The sequence below is a fragment of the Streptomyces sp. H27-H5 genome, from assembly GCF_026627505.1.
Taxonomy (GTDB): domain Bacteria; phylum Actinomycetota; class Actinomycetes; order Streptomycetales; family Streptomycetaceae; genus Streptomyces.
Genome location: NZ_JAPNLK010000022.1, coordinates 1 through 26237 on the forward strand (window position 1 = coordinate 1; position 26237 = coordinate 26237).

General features: G+C 70.7%; 22 protein-coding genes and 1 pseudogene. 5 read left to right on the forward strand and 18 right to left on the reverse strand.

What is annotated here, in order from left to right:
- Nucleotides 1-230: 230 nt before the first annotated feature.
- From OTB19_RS13570 to OTB19_RS13585, 4 genes are all read right to left on the reverse strand, one after another.
- Entirely contained in the window at nucleotides 231-647 is a 417-nt protein-coding gene (locus tag OTB19_RS13570; RefSeq protein WP_267798405.1) for a hypothetical protein, read from the reverse strand.
- Nucleotides 644-847, reverse strand: coding sequence for a hypothetical protein (locus OTB19_RS13575; RefSeq protein ID WP_229886015.1), 204 nt, complete (start codon nucleotides 845-847; stop codon nucleotides 644-646). The genes OTB19_RS13570 and OTB19_RS13575 overlap by 4 nt, the downstream gene beginning before the upstream one ends.
- Before the next feature lie 119 nt (nucleotides 848-966).
- Nucleotides 967-2181: a LolA family protein gene (locus OTB19_RS13580; RefSeq protein ID WP_267798406.1), complete on the reverse strand. Its 1215-nt coding sequence runs from the start codon at nucleotides 2179-2181 to the stop codon at nucleotides 967-969.
- Nucleotides 2182-2433: 252 nt separating this feature from the next.
- The gene (locus OTB19_RS13585) at nucleotides 2434-3444 is read right to left on the reverse strand and encodes a polyprenyl synthetase family protein (RefSeq protein ID WP_267798408.1); all 1011 of its coding nucleotides are present in this window, start codon (nucleotides 3442-3444) and stop codon (nucleotides 2434-2436) included.
- A 190-nt stretch (nucleotides 3445-3634) separates the two neighbouring features.
- On the opposite strand from OTB19_RS13585, the pseudogene OTB19_RS43625 reads away from it, so the two are divergent.
- Both OTB19_RS43625 and OTB19_RS13605 read left to right on the forward strand, forming a co-directional pair.
- Nucleotides 3635-4889, forward strand: a pseudogene (locus tag OTB19_RS43625) (peptide MFS transporter).
- A 31-nt stretch (nucleotides 4890-4920) separates the two neighbouring features.
- Complete coding sequence (locus OTB19_RS13605) at nucleotides 4921-6924, forward strand: CocE/NonD family hydrolase (RefSeq protein WP_267798410.1); 2004 nt, start codon at nucleotides 4921-4923, stop codon at nucleotides 6922-6924.
- Nucleotides 6925-6967: 43 nt separating this feature from the next.
- Here the strand turns inward: OTB19_RS13605 and OTB19_RS13610 are convergent, their stop codons facing one another.
- The gene (locus tag OTB19_RS13610; RefSeq protein ID WP_267798411.1) at nucleotides 6968-7774 is read right to left on the reverse strand and encodes an HAD family hydrolase; all 807 of its coding nucleotides are present in this window, start codon (nucleotides 7772-7774) and stop codon (nucleotides 6968-6970) included.
- 141 nt (nucleotides 7775-7915) lie between these two features.
- On the opposite strand from OTB19_RS13610, the gene fahA reads away from it, so the two are divergent.
- The 3 genes from fahA to OTB19_RS13625 all read left to right on the forward strand — a co-directional run bounded on the left by fahA (nucleotide 7916) and on the right by OTB19_RS13625 (nucleotide 10589).
- Entirely contained in the window at nucleotides 7916-9139 is a 1224-nt protein-coding gene (fahA, locus tag OTB19_RS13615) for a fumarylacetoacetase (RefSeq protein WP_267798412.1), read from the forward strand.
- Between the two features lie 136 nt (nucleotides 9140-9275).
- Entirely contained in the window at nucleotides 9276-9890 is a 615-nt protein-coding gene (locus OTB19_RS13620) for a hypothetical protein (protein WP_267798413.1), read from the forward strand.
- A gap of 99 nt (nucleotides 9891-9989) precedes the next feature.
- A complete protein-coding gene (locus tag OTB19_RS13625; RefSeq protein ID WP_267798414.1) occupies nucleotides 9990-10589 on the forward strand; it encodes a Uma2 family endonuclease in 600 nt (199 codons plus the stop codon).
- A 56-nt stretch (nucleotides 10590-10645) separates the two neighbouring features.
- Here the strand turns inward: OTB19_RS13625 and nuoN are convergent, their stop codons facing one another.
- Genes nuoN through OTB19_RS13690 form a run of 13 tightly spaced genes read right to left on the reverse strand, consistent with a single transcriptional unit; the run spans nucleotide 10646 to nucleotide 26227 of the window.
- Nucleotides 10646-12274, reverse strand: a complete 1629-nt coding sequence (gene nuoN, locus OTB19_RS13630) for an NADH-quinone oxidoreductase subunit NuoN (protein WP_267798487.1) — start codon at nucleotides 12272-12274, stop codon at nucleotides 10646-10648.
- A 23-nt stretch (nucleotides 12275-12297) separates the two neighbouring features.
- On the reverse strand, nucleotides 12298-13890 hold the full coding sequence (locus OTB19_RS13635; RefSeq protein ID WP_267798415.1) for an NADH-quinone oxidoreductase subunit M: 1593 nt from the start codon (nucleotides 13888-13890) through the stop codon (nucleotides 12298-12300).
- Between the two features lies 1 nt (nucleotide 13891).
- Nucleotides 13892-15787, reverse strand: coding sequence for an NADH-quinone oxidoreductase subunit L (gene nuoL / locus OTB19_RS13640; protein WP_053678966.1), 1896 nt, complete (start codon nucleotides 15785-15787; stop codon nucleotides 13892-13894).
- 13 nt (nucleotides 15788-15800) lie between these two features.
- Nucleotides 15801-16100, reverse strand: a complete 300-nt coding sequence (gene nuoK, locus OTB19_RS13645; RefSeq protein ID WP_267798417.1) for an NADH-quinone oxidoreductase subunit NuoK — start codon at nucleotides 16098-16100, stop codon at nucleotides 15801-15803.
- Entirely contained in the window at nucleotides 16097-16909 is an 813-nt protein-coding gene (locus OTB19_RS13650; RefSeq protein ID WP_267798418.1) for an NADH-quinone oxidoreductase subunit J, read from the reverse strand. Before OTB19_RS13650 ends, nuoK begins: the two co-directional genes overlap by 4 nt.
- Nucleotides 16906-17529 (reverse strand): NADH-quinone oxidoreductase subunit NuoI, encoded by a 624-nt coding sequence (gene nuoI, locus OTB19_RS13655; RefSeq protein WP_267798420.1) that lies wholly within the window; start codon nucleotides 17527-17529, stop codon nucleotides 16906-16908. The genes OTB19_RS13650 and nuoI overlap by 4 nt, the downstream gene beginning before the upstream one ends.
- Nucleotides 17522-18892, reverse strand: coding sequence for an NADH-quinone oxidoreductase subunit NuoH (gene nuoH / locus OTB19_RS13660; RefSeq protein WP_267798421.1), 1371 nt, complete (start codon nucleotides 18890-18892; stop codon nucleotides 17522-17524). The genes nuoI and nuoH overlap by 8 nt, the downstream gene beginning before the upstream one ends.
- Nucleotides 18889-21396 carry an NADH-quinone oxidoreductase subunit G gene (locus OTB19_RS13665; protein ID WP_267798422.1) on the reverse strand — a complete coding sequence of 836 codons (2508 nt, stop codon included), beginning with the start codon at nucleotides 21394-21396 and terminating at the stop codon, nucleotides 18889-18891. Before OTB19_RS13665 ends, nuoH begins: the two co-directional genes overlap by 4 nt.
- Entirely contained in the window at nucleotides 21393-22742 is a 1350-nt protein-coding gene (gene nuoF / locus OTB19_RS13670) for an NADH-quinone oxidoreductase subunit NuoF (protein WP_267798423.1), read from the reverse strand. The genes OTB19_RS13665 and nuoF overlap by 4 nt, the downstream gene beginning before the upstream one ends.
- Complete coding sequence (gene nuoE, locus OTB19_RS13675) at nucleotides 22742-23560, reverse strand: NADH-quinone oxidoreductase subunit NuoE (RefSeq protein WP_266950650.1); 819 nt, start codon at nucleotides 23558-23560, stop codon at nucleotides 22742-22744. Before nuoE ends, nuoF begins: the two co-directional genes overlap by 1 nt.
- A 50-nt stretch (nucleotides 23561-23610) precedes the next feature.
- Nucleotides 23611-24936, reverse strand: coding sequence for an NADH-quinone oxidoreductase subunit D (locus OTB19_RS13680; protein ID WP_267798424.1), 1326 nt, complete (start codon nucleotides 24934-24936; stop codon nucleotides 23611-23613).
- Nucleotides 24936-25676 carry an NADH-quinone oxidoreductase subunit C gene (locus OTB19_RS13685; protein ID WP_267798425.1) on the reverse strand — a complete coding sequence of 247 codons (741 nt, stop codon included), beginning with the start codon at nucleotides 25674-25676 and terminating at the stop codon, nucleotides 24936-24938. The genes OTB19_RS13680 and OTB19_RS13685 overlap by 1 nt, the downstream gene beginning before the upstream one ends.
- Nucleotides 25673-26227 (reverse strand): NuoB/complex I 20 kDa subunit family protein, encoded by a 555-nt coding sequence (locus OTB19_RS13690; protein ID WP_053678947.1) that lies wholly within the window; start codon nucleotides 26225-26227, stop codon nucleotides 25673-25675. Before OTB19_RS13690 ends, OTB19_RS13685 begins: the two co-directional genes overlap by 4 nt.
- Nucleotides 26228-26237 lie beyond the last annotated feature (10 nt).

A 26237-nucleotide genomic window follows, 5' to 3' on the forward strand; every position in this document is an offset into this window, starting at 1 on the left:
CGGCACCGACATCGGCCACCCCAACGACGCCTTCGACACCGCCGCCATCGTCCACCTCGCCGACCACGAGGCGTGACCGCACCCAACCCGCCCAACCGGAAAAGGACCTGCAACGCGCTGCACTAGGACCACCGGGCTCGGGCCTCCGGGTTCTGTTCCCCGGGATCGGGCCTCCGGGCTCTCCGGACCCTGCCGCCTCCGGGAATCCCCGCCGGCCTCGCCGCACCGTGCTACGCGTCCTCCGCGTGGCCCCGCAGCGAGGCCGGCAGGGGTTCGCTGATGAGGCTGCGCAGTTCGTCGGCGACCGCGCCGATGTCCAACCGGCCCAGCTTCGCCGCCTCGACGAGGTCTCCCAGGTCCTCCGGGGAGGGCAGGTGCTTCGCCCCGGCCACCCGCAGGTACGAGCGGGTCGCGGCGGCCGCGTAGAACTCGTTCATCGGGGATTCCAGCGCCGGGCAGACCGCGAGGGTGTGCAGAAACGCGGCGGCCCGCCACGCGGTGTCCGGGGCGGGCTGTTCGGGTACCAGGACGAGGTCGTTCTGGTGCCGGGCGACCGCGGCGGCCACCCCGGAGGGATCCCACACGGCGGGATCCGACGGAAGGTGATGGGCCAGGGCCGTCCAGGCCCACTCCATGGTGATCTTCAATTGCCGAACCGCTCCTGGAAGTAGCTCCAGTGGTCGGCGAATTCCTCGATGCCGGAGAGGAACGACTTCCGGTCCTCGTCCAGTTCGCGTTCGGTGACCTCGGTGATCAGCGCGGTCACCGTCGTCCCCAAAGCCGCCGCGCGCGCCTTGAGGCGCTCGTGGAACTCTTCGTCCAGGCGGATGGTGACGTGTCTCGACATGGCGTTCACCGTACAGCGGTCGTGCTGTACGCAGGAGGGGAACGACACAAGGGTGGCCGGGGACACAGGTCCCCGGCCACCCTCCGCTCTCGCGCGGCCCCTTGACGGAGCCGGCCGGGCTACTTCGCCGCGTTGGCCGTCTTCACCAGCGCGTCCTTGGTGACGGCGCCGACGTAGACCTTGCCGTCGTCGGTGATCAGCGCGTTGACCAGGCGGGTCGAGAAGACCCGGCCGGAACCGAACGAGCCGTTGACCTTGTCACCGAGGGAGTCGATGAACTGCTTGGCCTCCTTGGGGGCGTCCTTGCCGTTCGCCGCGGCCTCGGCGTCCTTGAGGCCCTTGCCGCCGGGTACGGAGATCTGTGCGACCGTCGCCCAGCCCTCGCCGAGCACCTTCACGTCGCCGTCGCCCGCGCCGCCGGTCAGGGCACCGAGGCCCGGGAAGGCGTCCAGGCCCTTCCACTCCTTGCCGTGCTCGCCCTTGGCGCCCTTGTCCGCCTCGGCGGCGCCCTCGGTCACCTTGGCGCCCTTGGGCGGGCTGAAGGCGAAGACGTCGGCGGCCGGCTTGGCGAAGTCCACCTTGGTGAAGCCGGCGTCCACGATCGGCTTGCCGCCCTGGCTGGACAGCAGCTGCACGCGCAGCGGCACGCCGTTCTTGGCGTCGACCGCGATCTGGACGGAGCCGACGGTGGAACCGGACTGCTTGGGCTTGAGCACGAGCTGGTAGGCGTCGCGGCCGGCCACCTGCGCGGTGTCGCCGACGCTGACGTCGGTGGTCGTGCCGGCGGCCTTCAGGACGTCCTGGGCCAGCTGCTGGGGCGAGGCGCCGAGCCGGTCGGCCGTCTTGTGGCCGTCCTTGCCCCGGGCGGCCGCCTCCTCGTGCTTCTCGTGCCAGGCCTCGTTGGACTGGCTGTCATAGCCCCACACGTCCGTGCCGTTGTGGATGAGGCTGTACTCGTCCTTGCCGTCCAGGAACGTGAGCTTCTGGCGGTCCGGGCCGTCGGCCGCGACGCGGAAGGTGTGCGTGCCGTTGGCCAGCTGCGCGACCTTGTCCTGCGGGTCGGCCGAGCCGCCCGCGACGCCCCCGCCGCCGAGCAGGCCGCTCGCCAGGGTCGGCAGGCCGAGGTCGGTGCTGATGCGGGCGCTGCCGGACAGCTCCTGGACGTCCGAGGCGGCGATCTTCTCGATCAGCTGCTGGGCCGTCACCTTCGGCAGGTCCGGTCCTCCGGCGTTCGCGAAGGCCGGGACCATCGCGATGGTCGCCGCGGCCACCCCGAACACCGCGACCGGTACGGCGTACCGAGCGGCCTTGTGGGTCTTCGTGTTCGTTGCCATGTGTCTGCCCTACCTCTGTGTGTACGGCGGCGACCTACCCGTCATTCGTGTACACGTCCACCCCGCGCCGCCACTCTCACCCGATCTGGTGGGGATGTGCCTCTATCTGACCAAAGAAGAGGGCGGTGGGGCGTCACTCCCCGGACTCAAGTTGGCGTACCTCCCAGGGATGACACGACACGGGCCCGGCATCCCCCACCCGTAGGGGTTGCCGAGCCCGGTCCGCGGTCGCGGGGGTGTGCGTCGCGGGGCTCAGCCCGCGCGGTGCACCACCGCGTCGCACAGCTCTTCGAGCGCCGACTTGGCGAAGCACTCGGGCAGCGGCGCGAGCGTCGCCCGCGCCTCCTGCGCGTACCGGATGGTGTCCCGTCGGGCCTGTTCCAGGGCCGGGTGGACGCGCAGCCGGGACAGCACCTCGGCGTGTCGGGCGTCGTCCGTGAGGTCGCCGTCCAGCAGCCCCACGAGCTCCAGGTCGTCCGGGTTCCCGTCCCGCTCCGCCATCTCGCGCAGCCGCAGCACGGGCAGCGTGGGGATGCCCTCGCGCAGGTCGGTGCCGGGGGTCTTGCCGGACTCGTGCGAGTCGGAGGCGATGTCGAGGACGTCGTCGGCGAGCTGGAAGGCGGTGCCGAGCCGCTCTCCGTACTGGGTCAGGATGTCGACCACCGACTCGTCGGCGCCGGACATCAGCGCGCCGAAGCGGCCGGAGACGGCGATCAGCGAGCCGGTCTTGCCGGCGATGACGTCGAGGTAGTGGGCGACCGGGTCGCGGCCGTCGCGGGGACCGGCGGTCTCCAGGATCTGACCCGTCACCAGGCGCTCGAAGGCCTCCGCCTGGATGCGGACGGCCTCGGGCCCGAGGTCGGCCAGGATGTGCGAGGCGCGGGCGAACAGGAAGTCACCCGTGAGGACGGCCACGGAGTTGCCCCAACGGGCGTTCGCGCTCTCCACGCCGCGACGCACGTCCGCCTCGTCCATGACGTCGTCGTGGTAGAGCGTGGCCAGGTGGGTGAGTTCCACCACCACGGCGGACGGCACGATGCCCGGGGCGTACGGATCCCCGAAACGGGACGCGAGCATCACCAGCAACGGCCGGAACCGCTTGCCTCCGGCGCGCACCAGGTGCTGCGCGGCCTCGGTGATGAAGGGGACTTCGCTCTTGGTGGCCTCCAGCAGACCCGCCTCGACGGCGGCCAGTCCGGCCTGGACATCGGTCTCAAGAGCCTGGTCCCGCACGCTCAGTCCGAACGGCCCGACGACGGTCACGAGGGGTACTCCTGTCTGCTGACGATCACCTTGACGATCACATGGATTGTCGATGTGTCGCTGCCATCACTCAAGCCAGCGTATCCGGTCTGTTTTCGATCACCCAGAGCGCCTGCCCGGCCGCCGCGCGCGCACCGCCCGATGCGCACCGGTATGTTCTGGAGGAGCCGAAACAACCAGAGAAGGCGTTTTGTCCAGAACCACAGCCGATCGAGACGAGGCGAACGACCCGGAGGCGGACCAGTCGCCACCGGAGGACGACCACGCCTTCCTCGGACACCCCAGGGGTCTGGCCACGCTCTCCGGACTGGAGGTCTGGGAGCGCTTCTCGTTCCTGGGCATGCAGGCCATTCTCGTCCTCTACTTCGCGGACACGGTGGCGAACGGCGGCCTGGGGATGAGCCCGGGCACCGCGGCCTCCGTCTCGGCGGCCTACGGGACCATGGTCTACCTCGTCTCCGTCGCCGGCGGATGGCTCGCCGACCGGATCCTCGGTTCCTATCGAGCGGTGCTCTACGGCGGCATCCTGATCGCCTGCGGCCACTACGGCATGGCCGTGCCGACCGCCGTCATGACGTGGGTGGGCCTCGGCCTGATCAGCGCGGGCACCGGTCTGCTCAAGCCCAACGTGGCCAGCATGGTCGGCAGGCTCTACCGGACCGACGACCAGCGGCGCGACGCGGGATTCGCCCTGTACTACATGGGGATCAACATCGGCGCGTTCGCCGGCCCCCTGATCACCGCGTGGCTCGGCGAGAACAAGGGCTGGCACTGGGGGTTCTCCGCCGCCGCCATCGGCATGACCGCGGGTCTGATCCAGTACGTCCTGGGACGCCGCCATCTGGCCGGACGAAAGCACTCGGCCGAGTTCGCGCTCGCCCCCGACGCGATGCGCACCGCGGTGTGGCGGATCGTCGGCGGACTGCTCCCGGTGGCCGTCGCGGCCACCGCGCTGGCCCTGGCCGGGTGGCTCACCATGGGCCGGTTCGTGGACCTGCTGCAGCATCATCGTCGAGTACGCCTGGAAGAGGATGAAGTTGAACGCGACCGAGGCCAGGAAGAGGACCACGTACGGGCGCAGCCGCCCGCGCTCCGCGGTCGTCACCCTGGGACTGCGGAACATCACCACGAAGTAGACGATCGGGGCGATCACCGAGATCAGGGTCTCGTACCTGCTGCTGGGCCTCGGCGACGTGCTGCTGGAGACCTCCGGCATGTCGGCCACCACCAAACTCGCCCCGAAGGCGTACGCCAGCCAGACGATGGCCCTGTGGTTCCTCTCCCTGGCCCTGGCCAACGGCATCCAGGCCCAGGTGGTGAAGGTCTACGGGCAGGTCTCGAACCCCGTCTACTTCGGCGTGAACGGTGCCGTCGCGGTGGCCGCGGGCCTCGTCGTGGTCGCCCTGGCGCCCTGGCTCAAGCGCACCATGCACCCCGTCCACTGAGGCCGACCGGCGATCGGAGATTGGTTTCCGCATGATCATCCGCACCGATTTCCCGTACGCGACCACCCGCGAGGATGTCCGGATCCCGCTGTCCGACGGGGTCGAGCTGTACGCCCGGATCTGGCGCCCGGTCACCGGCGAGCCCGTGCCCGCCCTGCTGGAGTACCTCCCGTACCGGCTCACCGACTGGACGGCGCCCCGCGACTGGCAGCGGCACCCCTGGTACGCGGGGCACGGCTACGCCTCCGTACGGGTCGACGTGCGCGGCCACGGGTGCAGCGGCGGCGACCCCGGCGACGAGTACGACGCCCGGGAGCTGGCCGACGGCGTCGCGGTGGTGGAGTGGCTCGCCGCGCAGCCGTGGTGCACGGGCGCGGTGGGCATGTTCGGGATCTCCTGGGGCGGCTTCAACAGCCTCCAGATCGCCGCGCTCGCCCCCGAGGCGCTGAAGGCGGTCGTCACCGTCTGCTCCACCGACGACCGCTACGACAACGACGTCCACTACATGGGCGGCTCGGTGCTGGCCGTGGACATGCACGCCTGGGCCTCGACGATGCTGGCCTTCGCCTCCCGCCCGCCGGACCCGCTGTACGCGGGCGAGGGCTGGCGGGAGCAGTGGCTCGCCCGGCTGGACGCCGTGGAGCCGCTCGTCCACACCTGGCTCGGGCACCAGACCCGGGACGACTACTGGCGCCACGGCAGCGTCTGCGAGGACTACTCCGCCATCGGCGCGGCGGTGCTGGCCGTCGGCGGCTGGCACGACCCGTACCGGGACACGGTGCTGCGCCTGGTCGAGCACCTGCCGGCGGGCCGGGTGCGGGGGCTGATCGGCCCCTGGTCGCACCAGTACCCCGACCGCGGTCTGCCGCCGGGCCCGGCGATCGGCTTCCTCCAGGAGACGCTGCGCTGGTGGGACCACTGGCTCCGGGGCGAGGACAACGGGGTCATGGACGAGCCGCTGCTGCGTTCCTGGATCAGCGAGTCGCACCCCCCTGCCACCGTCTACGAGCGCCTGGAGGGCCGCTGGGTCGGCGACACGGCCTGGCCCTCGCCCTCGGTCGTCCCCGTCTCGTACGGGCTCCAGGGCCCGCCCGTGGCCGTCGCCTCGCCGCAGCACACCGGCCTGGACGCCGGGCGGTTCTTCCCCTTCGGCAACGACGCGGACCTGCCGCCGGACCAGCGCGAGGAGGACGCCAAGTCGGCGTGCTTCGAGTTCCCCGTGGCGCCGGGCGAACCGGTGGAGATCCTCGGCCGGCCCTCGGTCACCCTGCGGCTGCGGATGGACGTCCCGTACGGGCAGGTGATCGCCCGGCTGTGCGACGTGGCCCCGGACGGGTCCTCCACCCTGGTCACGCGCGGCGTGCTGAACCTGTCCGCGCGGCGCGGGCGGGACAGGGCGGTGCCGTGGCCGGTGGGCGCGACCGAGGACGTCACCTTCGAGCTGAACGGCATCGGCCACGCCTTCCCGCCGGGGCACCGGATCCGGCTGGCCGTGTCCTCCGCGTACTGGCCCTGGATCTGGCCGCGGGCGGGCTCCGAGGCCGGGTGGACGCTGGACCCGGCCGGCAGCACCCTCGAACTCCCCCTGCGCACGCCCGGCCCGGCCGACCACGGCATCGTCTTCGAGGCCCCGGAGCAGTCCGAGCCGCTGCGCGTGGTGTACCCCGACACCCTGGAGGAGCCCCGGCCGGAGCGGGTCGTCGTACGCGACGTCGCGGCCGGCACCTGGCGGCTGGAGGTGGATCCCCGGTACGGGGGGACGCGGGTGTACCCGGACGGGCTGGAGTTCTCCGAGGACGCGGTGGAGGTGTACGAGATCGACTCCCGCGACCCGCTGTCCGCCCACACCCGGTCGGACTGGCGGATCCGGTTGCACCGGCCGGACCTGGGCTGGGACACGCGGGTGGAGACCCGGTCGGAGATCTCGTGCGACGAGGGCGGGTTCCTGACGTCGAACGAGGTGGTGTGCCGGGAGGGCGACGAGGTGGTCTTCCACCGGACGTGGGAACGGCGCCTGCCGAGGGCGGCGGGCTGACGGCGGGCTGACGCACCGGCCGCCCGCCGGCCGCCCGGCCGGGTCAGCCGTAGAGGCGCTCCAGCACCACCGCGATGCCGTCGTCCTCGTTCGACAGCGTCAGTTCGTCGGCGACGGCCACCAGCTCGCGGTGCGCGTTGGCCATGGCCACGCCGTGGGCCGCCCACGCGAACATCGGGACGTCGTTGGGCATGTCCCCGAAGGCGATCGTCGAGGACGCCGGCAGGTCCAGCACCTCCGCCGCCCGGGCCAGGCCGCTCGCCTTGTCGATGCCCGGCGGCTGGAGCTCCACGGTGTGTTCCCCGGCCATCGTCACGTTGACGAGGTCGCCGACCACTCCCCGCGCGACCCGGGTGAGTTCGTCGTCGTCCAGACGCGGGTGCTGGAGCAGCACCTTGTTGATGGGGGCGGACCACAGGTCCGCGCGGCTGTGGACGCGGACCGTCGGCAGGTGCGGGTGCCACATCCGGTAGCCGGGCCCTATCAACATCTCCGCGTCCACCCCCTCCTGGTTCACGGCGGCGTAGACCTCGCCGATCTCCGCCTCGATCTTCCCGAGGGCCACCTCGGCGAGGCCCCGGTCCATGGACACGGAGTGCAGCAGGCGCCCGCGCGCCGCGTCGTACACCTGCGCTCCCTGCCCGCACACCGCGAGCCCCGTGTAGCCGAGACCGTCGAGTACGTGGCGAACCTGCGGGACCGGGCGGCCGGTCACGATGATGTGCTGGGCGCCGGCCGCTCGGGCGGTCGCGAGGGCCTTGTGGGAGCGGGCCGAGACGGTGTCTCCGGCGCGCAGCAGAGTCCCGTCCAGGTCGGTGGCCACAAGTGCATAGGGGAGGGCGGAAGTCACCCCGCCAAGGATACGGACCCCCTCGGACAAGTCCTACAAATAGCGCCCGAATCCGGCCTCCCGCCCGCCCCACCGGCCACGTAACGTGTCAACCAGCCCCCGGGACACCCCCGGACCGCGTCGAAAGCGAGGCAGTAACCCATGCCCCAGCAGAGCCCCCTCGATGTTCCCGAGGGCGACCCGTTCGGGCCGCACAACCTCCCCTACGGCGTGTTCTCCACCTCCGGGGACCCGCGCCGGCGGATCGGGGTACGGATCGGCGGGCACGTGCTCGACGCCGGGGCGGCCGCCGTCGCGCTCGGCTCCCCGTACGCCGAACTCCTCGGCCGGGACTCCCTCAACCCGCTGCTCGCCGCCGGCCGCACGGCCTGGCGCGACGTGCGCCGGGCGCTGACCGCCTGGGTCACCGATCCCGGCCACCGGCCCGCCGTGGAGCCGCACCTGCTGCCGCTGGACGCCGTGGAGCTGCACCTGCCGTACGAGGTCGCCGACTACGTCGACTTCTACGCGAGCGAGCACCACGCCACCAACGTCGGACAGATGTTCCGTCCGGACGGCGACGCCCTCACCCCCAACTGGAAGCACCTGCCGATCGGCTACCACGGCCGCGCCGGCACCCTCGTGGTCTCCGGCACCGACGTGGTGCGTCCCTCCGGCCAGCGCAAGACGCCCGCCGACCCGGCGCCCGTCTTCGGGCCGAGCGTCAAGCTGGACATCGAGGCCGAGGTCGGATTCGTCGTCGGCACCCCGTCCGAACTGGGCCGCCCGGTGCCGCTGGCCGACTTCGAGGACCACGTCTTCGGGCTGTTCCTGCTCAACGACTGGTCCGCGCGGGACATCCAGGCCTGGGAGTACGTGCCGCTCGGCCCGTTCCTCGGCAAGTCCTTCGCCACCTCCGTCTCCGCCTGGGTGACCCCGCTGGAGGCCCTCGACTCGGCGCGCGTCGCCCCGCCCGCTCGGGACTTCCCGCTGCTGCCCTACCTCGACGACGCCGACAGCGACCGGCCCGGCGGCTTCGACCTGCACATCAGCGTCGCCCTCAACGGGCAGGAGGTGGCCCGGCCGCCGTTCTCCTCGATGTACTGGACCGCCGCCCAGCAGCTGGCCCACATGACCGTCAACGGTGCCTCCCTGCGCACCGGCGACGTGTACGGCTCCGGCACCGTCAGCGGCCCGGACCTCGACCAGCGCGGCTCGCTGCTGGAGCTCACCTGGAACGGCCGCGACGCCATCGAACTGGCCGACGGCAAGCGCACGTTCCTGGAGGACGGCGACGTCGTCACCCTCACCGCCTGGGCCCCCGGGGCCGACGGCACCCGGGTGGGCCTCGGCGAGGTCACCGGCCGCGTCGTGGCCGGCCGGTAGGTCCCGCCCCCGGGCCGGCCGGGGCCGCACCCACCCCTTTGGGTGCGGCCCGCGTGCGCGCCCCGGGACGCCCCGCGAGGGTGGACGCACGGGACGGGACAACCGTGCCTCCGTACCGCCACCGCGAGGAGCCGCCATGCATGCACGCCGCCGGAAGACCGTTCTCACCTGCGCGGCCGCCGTGTCGCTCGGGCTGGCCGCCGTGGCCCCGGCGCACGGCGTCGACGGCCCGGCGCCCGACCCGCGCAACCGGCAGGCCATGAGGGACATGGCGACGGCGATCCGGGTGACGGCCAAGTACGTGGACGAGCGGGAGGCCCTCAAGGACGGGTACGTCCCGCACGGCGAGAGCTGCATGAACAACCCGTTCGGGGCGGGCGCGATGGGCTATCACTACGTCAAGCAGGCCAACTGGGGTTCGAAGGACCCCGCCCGGCCGACCGCGCTCCTCTACAGCAGCGAGAAGGACCGCAACGGCCGCCGCCGGCTGGAGACCGTCGAGTGGATGTCCACCGACCGGGACCAGGACCTGAAGACCAAGGACGACCGGCCGAGCATGTTCGGGCTCCCCTTCGACGGACCGATGCCGGGCCACTGGGCGGGCATGCCCAAGCACTACGACCTGCACATGTGGGCGTACAAGAAGAACCCTGCGGGCCGCTTCCACAACTGGAACACGGCCCTGTCCTGCCCGAAGAAGGCCGGCTCCAAGACCATGCCGGAGAACTCCGGACACGCGCACGGCCACTAGGCCCTGTCGTCAAGTGCCGAACGCACATGACTCACCCGGAAGGGCGGCGTTCTGCGGATCCCCGGCGATACGCTGGTCGCACTCGCGAGACTCCGGCTCATGGGAGCACTGATGAACCCGGAACACAGCTGGCCGGTCCCCCCCGAGGGCGGCTGGACCGCGGACGACCTGGACACGCTTTCGAATCTGCCTCCGCACACGGAGCTGATCGACGGGAGCTTGGTTTTCGTGAGTCCGCAGACTCGGTTCCACATGCGCGCCGTGAACTTCTTCGACCGGCAACTGGATTCGCTGGTCCCGGAAGGCCTTGAGGTCCTCCGGGAGTTCACCATCGACATCGATCGGCGCAACCGCCCCGAACCCGATGTCATCGTGTGTCGTGAGGACGTCGTGGACGACTGGGCTCAGACGCGCCTTCCGGCCGAGACGGTCCTGCTGGCGATCGAGGTGGTGTCTCCGGAGTCCGTCGACCGCGACCGCGAGACCAAGCCCCTGAAGTACGCGCGGGCGGGGATCCCCCATTACTGGCGCGTGGAGAACAAGGACGGCCGGGCAGTCGTCTACGTCTTCGAACGGGAGCCGGCCGGCGGCGGCTACGTCGCCACCGGCATCTTCCACGACCGCTTGAAGGTCTCCGTCCCCTTCTCCATCGACCTCGACCTCACCGCCATCACGGCAAAGCGGGCACGGCCCGAGTAGGCGACAGGGCCCGGCCCCCCCGAAGGGGGCCGGGCCCTGTCGCGTCGAGGCCGGCGTCAGCGGACGAACGTGCTCGCCTGGCCCGCCAGGTCCAGGAAGTACTGCGGGGCCACGCCCAGGACCACCGTCACCGCAACGCCGACGGCGATGGTCGTCATCGTCAGCGGCGAGGGCACCGCGACCGTCGGGCCGTCGGCCTTCGGCTCGCTGAAGAACATCAGGACGATCACCCGGATGTAGAAGAACGCGGCGATCGCGGACGAGAGCACACCGACCACGACCAGCACCCCGGCGCCGCCCTCCGCCGCCGCCTTGAACACGGCGAACTTGCCGGAGAAGCCGGAGGTCAGCGGGATGCCGGCGAAGGCCAGCAGGAACACCGCGAAGACGGCCGCCGTCAGCGGCGAACGCCGCCCCAGGCCGGCCCACTTCGACAGGTGCGTGGCCTCGCCGCCCGCGTCGCGGACCAGGGTGACCACGGCGAAGGCGCCGATCGTCACGAAGGAGTACGCCGCCAGGTAGAAGAGGACGGACTGGACGCCCTCCGCCGAGGTGGCGATCACACCGGCCAGGATGAACCCGGCGTGCGCGATCGACGAGTAGGCCAGGAGCCGCTTGACGTCGGTCTGGGTCACCGCGATCACGGCGCCCGCGAGCATCGTGACGATCGCGACGCCCCACATCACCGGCCGCCAGTCCCAGCGCAGGCCCGGCAGGACCACGTACAGCAGGCGCAGGAGGGCGCCGAAGGCGGCCACCTTCGTCGCCGCCGCCATGAAGCCGGTGACCGGGGTCGGGGCTCCCTGGTAGACGTCCGGGGTCCACATGTGGAACGGGACCGCGCCGACCTTGAACAGCAGGCCCATCAGGATCAGCGCGCCGCCGATCAGCAGCAGCGCGTCGTTGCCCATCGTGCCGGCCAGCGCCGGGTCGATCTTCTGGACGGTGCCGTCGACCACGTCCGCGATGACCGCGTACGAGACCGAGCCGGCGTACCCGTACAGCAGCGCGATGCCGAAGAGCAGGAACGCCGAGGAGAACGCGCCCAGCAGGAAGTACTTGACGGCGGCCTCCTGCGACATCAACCGCTGGCGGCGGGCGACGGCGCAGAGCAGGTACAGCGGGAGGGAGAAGACCTCCAGGGCGATGAACAGCGTCAGCAGGTCGTTCGCCGCCGGGAAGATCAGCATGCCCGCGACCGCGAACATCATCAGCGGGAAGACCTCGGTGGTGCTGAAGCCCGCCTTGACGGCCGCCTTCTCGCTCTCGCTGCCCGGTACGGACGCCGCCTGCGCGGCGAAGGAGTCCACCCGGTTGCCGTGCGCCGCCGGGTCGAGGCGACGCTCGGCGAAGGTGAACACGGCCACGATCGAGGCCAGCAGGATGGTGCCCTGAAGGAACAGCGCCGGCCCGTCGACGGCGATGGCGCCCATGGCCGCGGTGTGGGCCTTGGTGGAGCCGTACCCGCCGGCCGCGAGGCCGACGACCGCCGCGAAGGCCGCGGCCAGTGCGGCGACGGCCAGGAACACCTGGACGTAGTGGCGGGACTTGCGCGGGACGAAGGCCTCCACGAGGACTCCGAGGATCGCCGCGCCCACCACGATCAGGGTGGGCGAGAGCTGCGCGTACTCGATGTGCGGGGTCGGGATGCGGGTGGCCGGGTCCCCGGCCGCCAGCGCCCACAACCCCTGGGCAGCAGTCACGGTGCTCACTTCGCCGCCTCCCCGTTCTTGGCGTCGACCACGACCTCTGGCTTCGGGTCGGTCTGTTTCACGTCCGACATGGTGTGCTTCACCGCCGGGTTGACGATCTCGGTCAGCGGCTTCGGGTACACGCCGAGGCCGATCAGGAGCACGATCAGCGGCGCGACCACGAGCACCTCGCGCAGGCGCAGGTCCGGCATGGTGCGGACCTCCTCCTTCACGGGGCCGGTCATCGTGCGCTGGTAGAGCACCAGGGTGTAGAGCGCGGCGAGCACGATGCCCACGGTGGCGATGATGCCGACCACCGGGTAGCGGGCGAACGTGCCGACCAGGACCAGGAACTCGCTGACGAACGGGGCGAGTCCGGGCAGCGACAGGGTGGCCAGACCACCGATCAGGAAGGTGCCGGCGAGCACCGGGGCCACCTTCTGCACGCCGCCGTAGTCGGCGATGAGCCGGGAGCCGCGCCGCGAGATCAGGAAGCCGGCCACCAACATCAGCGCCGCCGTCGAGATCCCGTGGTTGACCATGTAGAGGGTGGCGCCCGACTGTCCCTGCGAGGTCATCGCGAAGATGCCCAGGACGATGAACCCGAAGTGCGAGATCGAGGCGTAGGCGACCAGCCGCTTGATGTCCCGCTGCCCGACCGCGACCAGCGCGCCGTAGACGATGCTGATCAGGGCGAGTACGAGGATCACGGGCGTGGCCCACTTGCTGGCGTCGGGGAACAGCCCGAGGCAGAAGCGGAGCATCGCGAAGGTGCCGACCTTGTCGACGACCGCGGTGATGAGGACGGCCACCGGAGCGGTGGACTCCCCCATCGCGTTCGGCAGCCAGGTGTGCAGCGGCCACAGCGGGGCCTTCACCGCGAAGGCGAAGAAGAAGCCGAGGAACAGCAGCCGCTCGGTGTTGGTCGCCATGTCGAGCGTGCCCGCGGCGCGGGCGGCGGCGATCTCCTGGAGCGAGAAGTTCCCGGCGACCACGTACAGCCCGATGACGGCCGCCAGCATGATCAGACCGCCGACGAGGTTGTAGAGGAGGAACTTGACCGCGGCGTAGGAGCGTTGCGCGGCCGCGTTCTCCTCGGACCCGGCGTGCGCCCGGTCCCCGAAGCCGCCGATGAGGAAGTACATCGGGATGAGCATGGCTTCGAAGAAGATGTAGAAGAGGAAGACGTCGGTGGCCTCGAAGGAGATGATCACCATCGCCTCGACCAGCAGGATCAGGGCGAAGAAGCCCTGGGTCGGCCGCCACCGCGAGGAATGGGTCTCCAGCGGGTCGGCGTCGTTCCAGCCGGCGCCGATCACGAAGGGGATCAGCAGCGCGGTGAGCGCGATCAGCGCCACCGCGATGCCGTCGACGCCGAGCTCGTAGCGGACGCCGAAGTCGGCGATCCACGCGTGGGATTCGGTGAGCTGGTAGCGGTCGCCACCGGGCTCGAAGCGGATCGCGACGAGCACGGCCAGGGCCAGTGTCGCCAGCGAGAACAGCAGCGCGAGCCACTTGGCGGCGGTCCTGCGGGCGGCCGGGACGGCCGCCGTCAGGATCGCGCCGACCGCGGGCACGGCCGCCGTCACCGTCAGAAGCGGGACATTCATCTCACACCGCCCTCATCAGCAGGGTCGCGGCGATGAGGATCGCCGTGCCCCCGAACATCGAGACCGCGTAGCTGCGGGCATAGCCGTTCTGCAGCTTGCGCAGCCGGCCCGACAGCCCGCCGACCGAGGCGGCCGTCCCGTTGACCACCCCGTCGACCAGACTGTGGTCGACGTACACGAGGGAGCGGGTCAGGTGCTCCCCGCCGCGCACCAGCACGACGTGGTTGAAGTCGTCCTGGAGCAGGTCCCGTCGGGCCGCCCGGGTGAGGAGCGAGCCGCGCGGGGCGACCACCGGTACGGGCTTCCTGCCGTACTGCGCGTACGCGATGCCCACGCCGATGATCAGGACCACGACCGTCGCGGCGGTGATGACGCCGGCGCTGAGCGGGGAGTGGCCGTGCTCGAAGGACGTGACGGGCTCCAGCCACTTCACGAAGGACTCGTTGAAGCTGAAGAGGGCGCCGGCGAAGACCGATCCGAAGGCGAGGACGATCATGGGGATCGTCATGGACTTCGGGGACTCGTGCGGGTCCGGCTCGTGGCCCGCCGCGTCGGGCTGCCAGCGCTTCTCGCCGAAGAAGGTCAGGAGCATCACGCGGGTCATGTAGTACGCGGTGAGTGCCGCGCCCACCAGGGTGACCGCGCCGAGGATCCAGCCCTCGGTGCCGCCCTTCGCGAAAGCCGCCTCGATGATCTTGTCCTTGGACCAGAAGCCCGACAGGCCCGGGAAGCCGATGATGGCCAGGTAGCCGAGGCCGAAGGTGACGAAGGTGACCGGCATGAACTTCCGCAGGCCGCCGAAGCGGCGCATGTCCACCTCGTCGTTCATCCCGTGCATCACGGAACCCGCGCCGAGGAAGAGTCCGGCCTTGAAGAAGCCGTGCGTCACCAGGTGCATGATCGCGAAGGCGTAGCCGATGGGGCCGAGGCCCGCCGCGAGGATCATGTAGCCGATCTGCGACATCGTGGAGCCCGCCAGGGCCTTCTTGATGTCGTCCTTCGCGCAACCGACGATCGCACCGAAGATCAGGGTGACGGCGCCGACCACGACGACCGCGGTCTGTGCGTCCGGAGCGGCGTTGAAGATCGCCCCGGACCGGGTGATGAGGTACACGCCGGCGGTGACCATGGTGGCGGCGTGGATCAGGGCCGAGACCGGAGTCGGGCCCTCCATCGCGTCGCCGAGCCAGGACTGCAGCGGCACCTGGGCCGACTTGCCGCAGGCGGCCAGCAGCAGCATCAGGGCGATGGCGGTCAGCGTGCCCTCGCCCGCCTCGTCCACCGCGCCGAACACCGGCCCGAAGGCGAAGGTCCCGAACGTGGTGAACATCAGCATGATGGCGATCGACAGGCCGATGTCGCCGACCCGGTTGACCAGGAAGGCCTTCTTCGCGGCGGTGGCCGCGCTGGGCTTGTGCTGCCAGAAGCCGATGAGCAGGTACGAGGCCAGGCCCACGCCCTCCCACCCGACGTACAGCAGCAGGTAGTTGTCGGCGAGGACCAGCAGCAGCATCGCCGCGAGGAAGAGGTTGAGGTAGCCGAAGAAGCGGCGGCGCCGCTCGTCGTGCTCCATGTACCCGATCGAGTACACGTGGATGAGCGTGCCCACCCCGGTGATCAGCAGGACGAACGTCATCGACAGCTGGTCGAGCTGGAACGCGACGTCGGCCTGGAAGCCCTCCACCGGGATCCAGGTGTACAGCCGCTGGAACATGGCCCGGTCGTCGCCGGGCCGGCTCAGCATGTCGCTGAACAGGGCCACGCCGATGCCGAAGGAAGCCGCGGCGAGCAGTGTGCCGAGCCAGTGGCCGGCCTTGTCGAGGCGGCGGCCGCCGCACAGCAGCACCGCCGCCCCGAGCAGGGGCGCCGCCACCAGCAGCGCAATCAGATTCTCCACTGTTGAACGCCCCTTACAGCTTCATCAGGTTGGCGTCGTCGACCGAGGCCGAGTGGCGGGTACGGAAGAACGACACGATGATCGCGAGGCCCACCACGACCTCCGCGGCGGCGACGACCATCGTGAAGAAGGCGATGATCTGGCCGTCGAGATTGCCGTGCATCCGGGAGAAGGCGACGAAGGCGAGGTTGCAGGCGTTGAGCATCAGCTCCACGCACATGAACAGCACGATCGCGTTCTTCCGGACGAGTACGCCGGCCGCGCCGATGGTGAACAGCAGGGCGGCCAGGTACAGGTAGTTGACCGGGTTCACTTCGAGGCCTCCTCACGGCCGAGGCGCTCCGAGGAACGCTGCTCCAGCGCCTTGAGGTCGCCGATCGCCTCGCTGGACACGTCGCGGATCTGGCCGCGGGCGCGCAGCGTCTTGCTCACGGTCAGCTCGGACGGGGTACCGTCCGGCAGCAGACCGGCGACGTCCACCGCGTTGTGTCGGGCGTACACGCCGGGGGCGGGCAGCGGCGGGAGCTGTACGCCCCCGCGCACCCGCTGTTCGGCGAGTTCGCGCTGGCTGGGGGCCCGCTCGGTGCGCTCGCGGTGCGTCAGCACCATCGCGCCGACGGCCGCGGTGATCAGCAGGGCGCCGGTGATCTCGAAGGCGAAGATGTACCGGGTGAAGATCAGCTCGGCGAGGCCTTCGACGTGCCCGGCGGAGTTGACCCGTCCGAGCCCGTTGAAGTGGGTGATCCCCGCGTTGGCGATGCCGGCGATCAGCAGGATGCCGAAGCCGAGCCCGCACAGGACGGCCAGCCAGCGCTGCCCCTTGAGGGTCTCGGTGAGCGAGTCCGCGGCGGTGACGCCGACGAGCATGACCACGAAGAGGAACAGCATCATGATGGCGCCGGTGTAGACGACGACCTGGACGACGCCCAGGAAGTAGGCACCGTTGGCGAGGTAGAAGACCGCCAGGATGATCATGGTTCCGGCCAGGCACAGTGCGCTGTGCACGGCTTTCTTCATCAGGATCGTGCACAGCGCGCCGATCACGGCGACCGTGCCGAGGACCCAGAACTGGACGGCCTCGCCGGTGGAGGTGACGGTGGCCGCGGCGGCGATGGCGCTCATGCCCCCACCCCCTCGTGCGTGTCGCTCTCCTCGCCGGCGCCTTCCTCGGCGACCTCGCCCTTGGAGACGGCGACCTGTCGGACCGTTCCGGGAGCGGCCCCGGTCACCAGGCCCTGGTAGTAGTCGGTGTCGTCGGTCCCGGGGAAGATCGAGTGCGGGGCCTCGACCATGCCCTCCGTCAGCCCCGACAGCAGCTGCTCCTTGGTGTAGATCAGCGATTCGCGGCTGGAGTCGGCCAGTTCGAACTCGTTCGTCATCGTCAGTGCCCGCGTGGGGCACGCCTCGATGCACAGCCCGCACAGGATGCAGCGGGCGTAGTTGATCTGGTAGACGCGGCCGTACCGCTCGCCCGGGGAGTAGCGCTCCTCCTCGGTGTTGTCCGCGCCCTCCACGTAGATCGCGTCGGCGGGACAGGCCCAGGCGCACAACTCGCAGCCGATGCACTTCTCCAGACCGTCGGGGTGACGGTTGAGCTGGTGCCGTCCGTGGAAGCGGGGCGCGGTCGTCTTCTGCTGCTCCGGGTACTGCTCGGTGAGCCGCTTCTTGAACATGGCCTTGAAGGTCACGCCGAAGCCGGCCACCGGGTTCTGCCACTTCTCGTTCTGGTCCGCGTCAGACATTCTCTGCACCCTCCTCTCGGTCACTGTCGGAATGCGCCGCGCCACTGCCGATGAGCTCCCGATCACCGCGAGGTCGCCTGCGCGGTACGGGTGCCAGGTGCTGGCCGGGCTTGGGCGGTACGGGGAACCCGCCCGCCAGCGGGTCGAAGGGCTCGGTCGCCGCGGCCTTCTCGGCCGCCTCCGCCGCCGTCTTGTGCTTCTTGTCGCGGAACAGGTCGGCGACGAAGGACAGCAGCAGGAGGGCGATGACCCCACCGCCGACGTAGAGCACGATCTGCTGGAAGTCGTAGTTCTCGTTCCGCAGGGCCCGGACGGTCGCGACCAGCATCAGCCAGACCACGGAGACCGGGATCAGCACCTTCCAGCCGAGCTTCATCAGCTGGTCGTAGCGCACGCGTGGCAGCGTGCCGCGCAGCCAGATGAAGAAGAACAGCAGCAGCTGGACCTTGAGGACGAACCAGAGCATCGGCCACCAGCCGTGGTTCGCGCCCTCCCAGTAGGTGGAGATCGGCGCGGGGGCCCGCCAGCCGCCCAGGAAGAGGGTGACCGAGACGGCGGAGACGGTGACCATGTTGACGTACTCGGCCAGCATGAACAGCGCGAACTTGATCGACGAGTACTCGGTGTTGAAGCCGCCGACCAGGTCGCCCTCGGACTCCGGCATGTCGAAGGGGGCGCGGTTCGTCTCGCCGACCATCGTGATGACGTAGATGATGAAGGAGACCGGCAACAGGATGATGTACCAGCGATCCGCCTGCGCCTCCACGATCGCCGAGGTCGACATCGACCCGGAGTAGAGGAAGACCGAGGCGAAGGCCGCGCCCATCGCGATCTCGTACGAGATCATCTGCGCGCAGGAGCGCAGGCCGCCGAGCAGCGGGTACGTGGAGCCCGAGGACCAGCCGGCGAGGACGATGCCGTAGATGCCGACCGAGGCCACCGCGAGGATGTACAGCATCGCGATGGGCAGGTCGGTCAGCTGCATCGTGGTGCGCTGGCCGAAGATCGAGACCTCGTTGCCCGCGGGCCCGAAGGGGATCACCGCGATCGCCATGAACGCCGGGATCGCCGCGATGATCGGGGCGAGGACGTAGACGACCTTGTCGGCCCGCTTGACGACGATGTCTTCCTTCAACATCAGCTTCACGCCGTCGGCGAGCGACTGGAGCATGCCCCAGGGGCCGTGCCGGTTCGGGCCGATGCGCAGCTGCATCCAGGCGACGACCTTGCGCTCCCACACGATGGAGAACAGCACGGTCACCATCAGGAAGGCGAAGCAGAAGACCGCCTTGAGGAGGACGAGCCACCAGACGTCCCGACCGAACAGGGACAGGTCCTCGGCAGCGATGTGCAGGGTGCTCACGCGCCCACCTCCGCAGTGGTGTCGTCCGCGGCGGCCGGGGTCGCCGGGCCGATGCGTACGAGGGTGCCCGGACGGGCGCCGGTGTCGGCGAGGACGCCGGCGCCGGTGGAGTTCATCGGGAGCCAGACCACCCGGTCGGGCATCTCCGTGATCCGCAGCGGCAGTTCCACGCTGCCGGTCGGGCCGGTCACCGCGAGGACGTCGCCGGTCTTGACGCCCGTCTCGGCGGCCGTGGCGGCCGACAGACGGGCACTGGCCTCGTGCCGGGTGCCGGCCAGGGCCTCGTCGCCGTCCTGGAGGCGGCCCTGGTCGAGCAGCAGCCGGTGGCCGGCGAGCACGGCCTCGCCCGCGGCGGGGCGGGGCAGCTGCACGGTGTCCGCGGACTGCGCCGTGGCGCGTTCCCCGGCCCAGGGGCCGAGCCGGTCGATCTCCCGGCGTACGGCGTGCACGTCGGGCAGGGCGATCGGCCGGTCGGCGGCGTCGGCCAGCATGTGCAGCACGCGGCCGTCGGCCGGGGCGAGCCGGCGCGTCATCTGGTCGGGCTTCAGCGCGGCCTCGAACGGCCGGACCCTGCCCTCCCAGTTGATGAACGCGCCCGCCTTCTCGGCGACCGCGGCCACCGGGAAGACCACGTCGGCGTGGTCGGTGACCTCGCCGGGCCGCAGTTCCAGGGAGACCACGAAGGCCTCCTGGAGGGCGATCCGGGCGCGGGCCGGGTCCGGCAGGTCGGTGACCTCGACGCCGGCGACCAGCAGGGCGGACAGTTCGCGCCCGGCGGCCGCCTCGACGATCTGGCCGGTGTCGCGGCCGTAGCGGTGCGGGAGTTCGTCCAGGCCCCAGGCCGTGGCGACCTCGTCGCGGGCCCGCGGGTCGGTGGCCGGGCGGCCGCCCGGCAGCAGGGACGCGAGGGCGCCCGCCTCGACGGCGGCCCGCTCCCCGGCCCGGCGCGGGATCCACACCAGCTTCGCGCCGGTGGCGGCCGCGGCCCGGACGGCCGCGGTCAGGGCGCCGGGCACCGCCGCGAGGCGCTCGCCGACGACGATGACCGCACCGGACTCGCGCAGCGCGTCGGCCGCGGCGTGGCCGCCCTGCTCCAGACCGGAGCGGGAGGCCAGCGCGTCCAGCCAGGCCGGTTCGGTGCCGGGGGCGGCGCCCAGCAGGGTGCCGCCCGCCTTCTCCAGGCCGCGCGTGGCGAAGGGGGCCAGCGCGAACGTCCGCTGCTTGTGCCTGCGGTGCGCCTTGCGCAGCCGCAGGAAGACGCCGGGGGCCTCCTCCTCGGACTCGATGCCGACGAGCAGGACGGCGGGCGCCGCCTCCAGCGCGGAGTACGTGACGCCCTTGCCGTCGAGGTCCCGGCCGGTGCCCGCCACCGAGGAGGCCAGGAACTCGGACTCCTCCGCGCTGTGCACCCGGGCCCGGAAGTCGATGTCGTTGGTGTCGAGGACGACCCGGGCGAACTTGGCGTACGCGTAGGCGTCCTCGACGGTGAGCCGTCCGCCGGTCAGCACCCCGGCCCGGCCGCGGGCGGCCGCGAGACCGTTCGCCGCCGCCTCCAGGGCCTCGGGCCAGCTCGCCGGGGCGAGGACCCCGTCCGTGCCGCGCACCAGCGGGGTGGTGAGCCGGTCGGGGCGCTGGGCGTAGCGGAACCCGAAGCGGCCCTTGTCGCAGATCCACTCCTCGTTGACCTCGGGGTCCTCGGCGGCCAGTCGGCGCAGCACCTTGCCGCGGCGGTGGTCGGTCCGGGTCGCGCAGCCGCCCGCGCAGTGCTCGCACACGCTCGGGGAGGAGACGAGGTCGAAGGGGCGGGAGCGGAACCGGTAGGCGGCGGAGGTGAGCGCGCCGACCGGGCAGATCTGGATGGTGTTGCCGGAGAAGTACGACTCGAAGGGGTCGCCCTCGCCGATGCCGACCTGCTGGAGCGCGCCGCGCTCGATCAGTTCGATCATCGGGTCGCCGGCCACCTGGTTGGAGAAGCGGGTGCAGCGCGCGCACAGCACGCACCGCTCGCGGTCGAGCAGCACCTGCGTGGAGATCGGGATCGGCTTCTCGTAGGTCCGCTTGTGCCCGTCGAACCGGGAGTCGGAGTTGCCGTGCGACATCGCCTGGTTCTGCAGCGGGCACTCGCCGCCCTTGTCGCAGACCGGGCAGTCCAGCGGGTGGTTGATGAGCAGCAGCTCCATCACACCGCGCTGGGCCTTGTCGGCGACCGGGGAGGTCAGTTGGGTCTTGACGACCATGCCGTCGGTGCAGGTGATGGTGCAGGAGGCCATCGGCTTGCGCTGGCCCTCCACCTCGACGATGCACTGGCGGCAGGCGCCGGCGGGGTCAAGGAGGGGGTGGTCGCAGAACCGGGGGATCTCGATGCCGATCTGCTCGGCGGCCCGGATGACCAACGTGCCCTTGGGCACGGACAGTTCGATGCCGTCGATGGTCAGGGACACCGTGTTCTGCGGCGGCACCGCCGCCTCGCCGCCACCGGCGGGGGCGTTAGTGGTGACGGTCATGCGTTCACCTCCGTGTCAGCCCAGAGGGTCGACTTCCTGGGGTCGAAGGGGCAGCCCTTGCCCGTGATGTGCTGCTCGTACTCCTCGCGGAAGTACTTGAGCGAGGAGAAGATCGGGCTGGCGGCGCCATCGCCGAGCGCGCAGAACGACTTGCCGTTGATGTTGTCGGCGATGTCGTTCAGCTTGTCGAGGTCGGACATGACGCCCTTGCCGGCCTCGATGTCGCGGAGCAGTTGGACGAGCCAGTACGTGCCCTCGCGGCAGGGGGTGCACTTGCCGCAGGACTCGTGGGCGTAGAACTCGGTCCAGCGGGTGACGGCCCGCACCACGCAGGTCGTCTCGTCGAAGCACTGGAGCGCCTTGGTGCCGAGCATCGAGCCGGCGGCGCCGACGCCCTCGTAGTCGAGGGGGACGTCGAGGTGCTCGTCCGTGAACATCGGGGTGGAGGAACCGCCCGGGGTCCAGAACTTCAGCCGGTGCCCGGGGCGCATCCCGCCGCTCATGTCGAGGAGCTGGCGCAGGGTGATCCCGAGGGGGGCCTCGTACTGGCCGGGGCCGGAGACGTGTCCGGAGAGCGAGTACAGCGTGAAGCCGGGGGACTTCTCGGTCCCCATCGCCTTGAACCAGTCCTTGCCCTTGTTCAGGATCGCGGGAACCGAGGCGATGGACTCGACGTTGTTGACGACAGTGGGGCAGGCGTAGAGCCCCTCGACGGCGGGGAAGGGGGGACGCAGCCGGGGCTGACCGCGCCGGCCTTCGAGGGAGTCGAGCAGTGCCGTCTCCTCGCCGCAGATGTACGCGCCCGCTCCCGCGTGCACCGTGATGTCGAGGTCGAGTCCGCTCCCGAGGACGTCCTTGCCGAGGTAGCCGGCCTCGTACGCCTCGCGCACGGCCTCGTGCAGGCGCCGCAGCACCGGCACGACCTCGCCGCGCAGGTAGATGAAGGCGTGCGTCGACCGGATCGCGTAACAGGCGATGATCATTCCCTCGATGAGGGAGTGCGGGTTCGCGAAGAGGAGGGGGATGTCCTTGCAGGTTCCCGGCTCCGACTCGTCCGCGTTCACGACGAGGTAGTGCGGCTTGCCGTCGCCCTGCGGGATGAACTGCCACTTCATCCCGGTGGGGAAGCCCGCGCCGCCGCGCCCGCGCAGACCGGAGTCCTTCACGTAGGCGATCAGGTCGTCCGGGGTCATCGCGAGCGCCTTGCGCAGGCCCTCGTACCCCTCGTGACGCCGGTAGGTCTCCAGCGTCCAGGACCGCTGCTCGTCCCAGAACGCCGACAGCACGGGTGCCAGGAGCTTCTCCGGGCTGGTGCCGTTCTCGCTGATCTCGGGTGCCATCGTCATCACTCCCCCTCCTCGGCTGCCGGTCCGGCCGGGTGGTCGGGGTCGGACGCCGACGTCTCCTGTGGCGCGTCGTGCGAGCTGAGGTGCCGCGAGCCGGGCATCGGCGCGTCGTGCGGAGCCTCGCCGCGCGGGGCGACCACCCGGCCGCCCTGCTGGGGGGCCTCGCCGCGGAAGAGCCGCAGCCCGATCAGGGAGGCCGGACCCGCGCCGCCGGTCGCCTCGACCGCGCCCTCGCGCTCGTCGGGGAACCCGGCCAGGATCCGGGCCGTCTCCTTGTACGTGCACAGCGGCGCGCCCCGGGTCGGTTCGACCGGGCGGTCGGCCAGCAGGTCGTCCACCAGGGCCTTGGCGGACTGGGGGGTCTGGTTGTCGAAGAACTCCCAGTTGACCATCACCACGGGGGCGAAGTCGCAGGCCGCGTTGCACTCGATGTGCTCCAGCGTGACCTTGCCGTCGGGGGTGGTCTCGTTGTTGCCGACGCCCAGGTGTTCCTTGAGCTCGTCGAAGATCGCGTCGCCGCCCATCACCGCGCACAGGGTGTTGGTACAGACGCCCACCTGGTAGTCGCCGGACGGCTTGCGCCGGTACATCGTGTAGAAGGTCGCGACGGCCGTGACCTCGGCGGTGGTCAGGCCGAGCACCTCGGCGCAGAACCGGATGCCGGTGCGCGAGACGTAGCCCTCCTCGGACTGGGTCAGGTGCAGCAGCGGCAGCAGCGCGGAGCGGCTGTCGGGGTAGCGGGCGATGACCTCGGCGGCGTCCGCCGCGAGCCGCTCGCGCACCTCCGCCGGGTAGTCGGGGGCCGGCAGCTGGGGCATGCCCAGGCTGAGGGGGGCCGGAGGGGTGTCCCCGCCGGAAAACGCGGTCGTCATCGGTCGACGCCTCCCATCACGGGGTCGATGGAGGCGACGGCGACGATCACGTCGGCGATCTGGCCGCCCTCGCACATCGCGGCCATGGCCTGCAGGTTGGTGAAGGACGGGTCGCGGAAGTGGACCCGGTAGGGGCGGGTGCCGCCGTCGGAGACGACGTGGACGCCGAGCTCGCCCTTGGGGGACTCGACGGCCGCGTACGCCTGCCCGGCCGGCACCCGGAAGCCCTCGGTCACCAGCTTGAAGTGGTGGATGAGGGCCTCCATGGAGGTGCCCATGATGTTCCTGATGTGGTCGAGCGAGTTGCCGAGCCCGTCGGGGCCCATGGCCAGCTGCGCCGGCCAGGCGATCTTCTTGTCGGCGACCATGACCGGGCCCGGCTCCAGGCGTTCCAGGCACTGCTCGACGATCCGCAGCGACTGGCGCATCTCCTCCAGGCGGACCAGGAACCGGCCGTAGGAGTCGCAGGACTCGGTGGTCGGCACGTCGAACTCGTAGTTCTCGTAGCCGCAGTACGGGTCCGTCTTGCGCAGGTCGTGCGGGAGGCCGGCGGAGCGCAGGATCGGGCCGGTGGCGCCGAGCGCCATGCAGCCGGTCAGGTCGAGGTAGCCGACGTCCTGCATGCGGGCCTTGAAGATGGGGTTGCCGGTGGCGAGCTTGTCGTACTCCGGCAGGTTCTTCTTCATGGTCTTCACGAAGTCGCGCAGCTGGTCCACGGCGCCCGGGGGCAGGTCCTGGGCCAGGCCGCCGGGGCGGATGAACGCGTGGTTCATCCGCAGGCCGGTGATCAGCTCGAAGATGTCGAGGATCAGCTCGCGGTCGCGGAACCCGTAGATCATGATCGTGGTCGCGCCCAGCTCCATGCCGCCGGTGGCGATGCACACCAGGTGGGAGGAGAGCCGGTTGAGTTCCATCAGCAGGACGCGGATGACGGTGGCGCGGTCCGGGATCTGGTCGGTGATGCCGAGCAGCTTCTCGACGCCCAGGCAGTACGCCGTCTCGTTGAAGAACGGCGTCAGGTAGTCCATGCGCGTCACGAAGGTGGTGCCCTGCGTCCAGTTCCGGAATTCGAGGTTCTTCTCGATGCCGGTGTGCAGGTAGCCGATGCCGCAGCGGGCTTCGGTGACGGTCTCGCCGTCGATCTCCAGGATCAGGCGGAGCACGCCGTGGGTGGACGGGTGCTGGGGACCCATGTTGACGACGATCCGCTCGTCGTCCGCGCGGGCCGCCGACTGGACGATCTCGTCCCAGTCACCGCCGGTGACGGTGTAGACGAGGCCCTCGGTGGTCTCCCTGGAGGAGGCGTGGTGGGACGTGGACATCAGCTGTACGACCTCCGCTGGTCGGGAGCCGGGATCTGGGCGCCCTTGTACTCGATGGCGATGCCACCGAGCGGGTAGTCCTTGCGCTGCGGGAACCCCTGCCAGTCGTCCGGCATCATGATTCGGGTGAGGGCCGGGTGGCCGTCGAAGATCAGGCCGAAGAAGTCGTACGCCTCGCGCTCGTGCCAGTCGTTGGTCGGATAGACCTCGACGAGCGACGGCAGGTGCCGGTCGGCGTCCGGGACGGACACCTCCAGGCGCAGGATCCGCCCGTGGGTGAGCGAGCGCAGGTGGTAGACGGCGTGCAGTTCGCGGCCCTTGTCCCCGGGGAAGTGCACCCCGCTGACGCCGGTGCACAGCTCGAAGCGCAGGGCCGGGTCGTCGCGCAGGGTCCGTGCCACGCGCACGAGGTGCTCGCGGGCCACGTGGAAGGTCAGCTCGCCGCGGTCGACGACCGTCTTCTCGATGGCGTGCTCGGGGACCAGGCCCTGTTCCTCCAGGGCGCCCTCGAACTCGTCGGCCACCTCGTCGAACCAGGACCCGTACGGACGGCTCGTCGCGCCGGGCATGGCCACGGTGCGGACGAGGCCGCCGTAGCCGCTGGTGTCCCCGCCGGCCGCGGCGCCGAACATGCCCTTGCGGACGCCGATCACCTCGGGGCCGGTGGTGCCCCTGGGGGCGGGAACGTTGTTCCCGTCCCCGTTGCCGTTGCCGTTCTGCACGGCCGGGTCGTCGCTCACCGAAGGAGCCCCTTCATCTCGATGGTGGGGAGGGCCTTGAGGGCCGCCTCCTCCGCCTCGCGCGCCGCCTCTTCCTGGTTCACGCCGAGCTTTCCGCCCTGGATCTTCTGGTGGAGCTTGAGGATCGCGTCCATCAACATCTCGGGGCGGGGCGGGCAACCGGGCAGGTAGATGTCCACGGGGACGATGTGGTCGACGCCCTGGACGATCGCGTAGTTGTTGAACATTCCGCCCGAAGAGGCGCAAACGCCCATGGAGATGACCCACTTGGGAGCGGGCATCTGGTCGTACACCTGCCGCAGCACCGGCGCCATCTTCTGACTGACCCGGCCGGCCACGATCATCAGGTCCGCCTGGCGCGGTGAGCCGCGGAAGACCTCCATGCCGAAGCGGGCCAGGTCGTACCGGCCCGCTCCGGTGGTCATCATCTCGATGGCGCAGCACGCCAGGCCGAACGTGGCCGGGAAGACGGATGACTTGCGCACCCAGCCCGCGGCCTGTTCGACGGTCGTCAGCAGAAAGCCGCTCGGCAGCTTCTCTTCCAGTCCCATGGAAAATTCA

Excerpts from the sequence above, each read along its gene's own strand:
- OTB19_RS13575 (WP_229886015.1), bottom strand. The coding sequence starts at position 847 with ATGTCGAGACACGTCACCATCCGCCTGGACGAAGAGTTCCACGAGCGC.
- OTB19_RS13580 (WP_267798406.1), bottom strand. The coding sequence starts at position 2,181 with ATGGCAACGAACACGAAGACCCACAAGGCCGCTCGGTACGCCGTACCG.
- OTB19_RS13605 (WP_267798410.1), top strand. The coding sequence starts at position 4,921 with ATGATCATCCGCACCGATTTCCCGTACGCGACCACCCGCGAGGATGTC.
- fahA (WP_267798412.1), top strand. The coding sequence starts at position 7,916 with ATGCCCCAGCAGAGCCCCCTCGATGTTCCCGAGGGCGACCCGTTCGGG.
- OTB19_RS13620 (WP_267798413.1), top strand. The coding sequence starts at position 9,276 with ATGCATGCACGCCGCCGGAAGACCGTTCTCACCTGCGCGGCCGCCGTG.
- OTB19_RS13625 (WP_267798414.1), top strand. The coding sequence starts at position 9,990 with ATGGGAGCACTGATGAACCCGGAACACAGCTGGCCGGTCCCCCCCGAG.
- OTB19_RS13635 (WP_267798415.1), bottom strand. The coding sequence starts at position 13,890 with ATGAATGTCCCGCTTCTGACGGTGACGGCGGCCGTGCCCGCGGTCGGC.
- OTB19_RS13650 (WP_267798418.1), bottom strand. The coding sequence starts at position 16,909 with ATGAGCGCCATCGCCGCCGCGGCCACCGTCACCTCCACCGGCGAGGCC.
- nuoI (WP_267798420.1), bottom strand. The coding sequence starts at position 17,529 with ATGTCTGACGCGGACCAGAACGAGAAGTGGCAGAACCCGGTGGCCGGC.
- OTB19_RS13665 (WP_267798422.1), bottom strand. The coding sequence starts at position 21,396 with ATGACCGTCACCACTAACGCCCCCGCCGGTGGCGGCGAGGCGGCGGTG.
- nuoF (WP_267798423.1), bottom strand. The coding sequence starts at position 22,742 with ATGACGATGGCACCCGAGATCAGCGAGAACGGCACCAGCCCGGAGAAG.
- nuoE (WP_266950650.1), bottom strand. The coding sequence starts at position 23,560 with ATGCCCCAGCTGCCGGCCCCCGACTACCCGGCGGAGGTGCGCGAGCGG.
- OTB19_RS13680 (WP_267798424.1), bottom strand. The coding sequence starts at position 24,936 with ATGTCCACGTCCCACCACGCCTCCTCCAGGGAGACCACCGAGGGCCTC.
- OTB19_RS13690 (WP_053678947.1), bottom strand. The coding sequence starts at position 26,227 with ATGGGACTGGAAGAGAAGCTGCCGAGCGGCTTTCTGCTGACGACCGTC.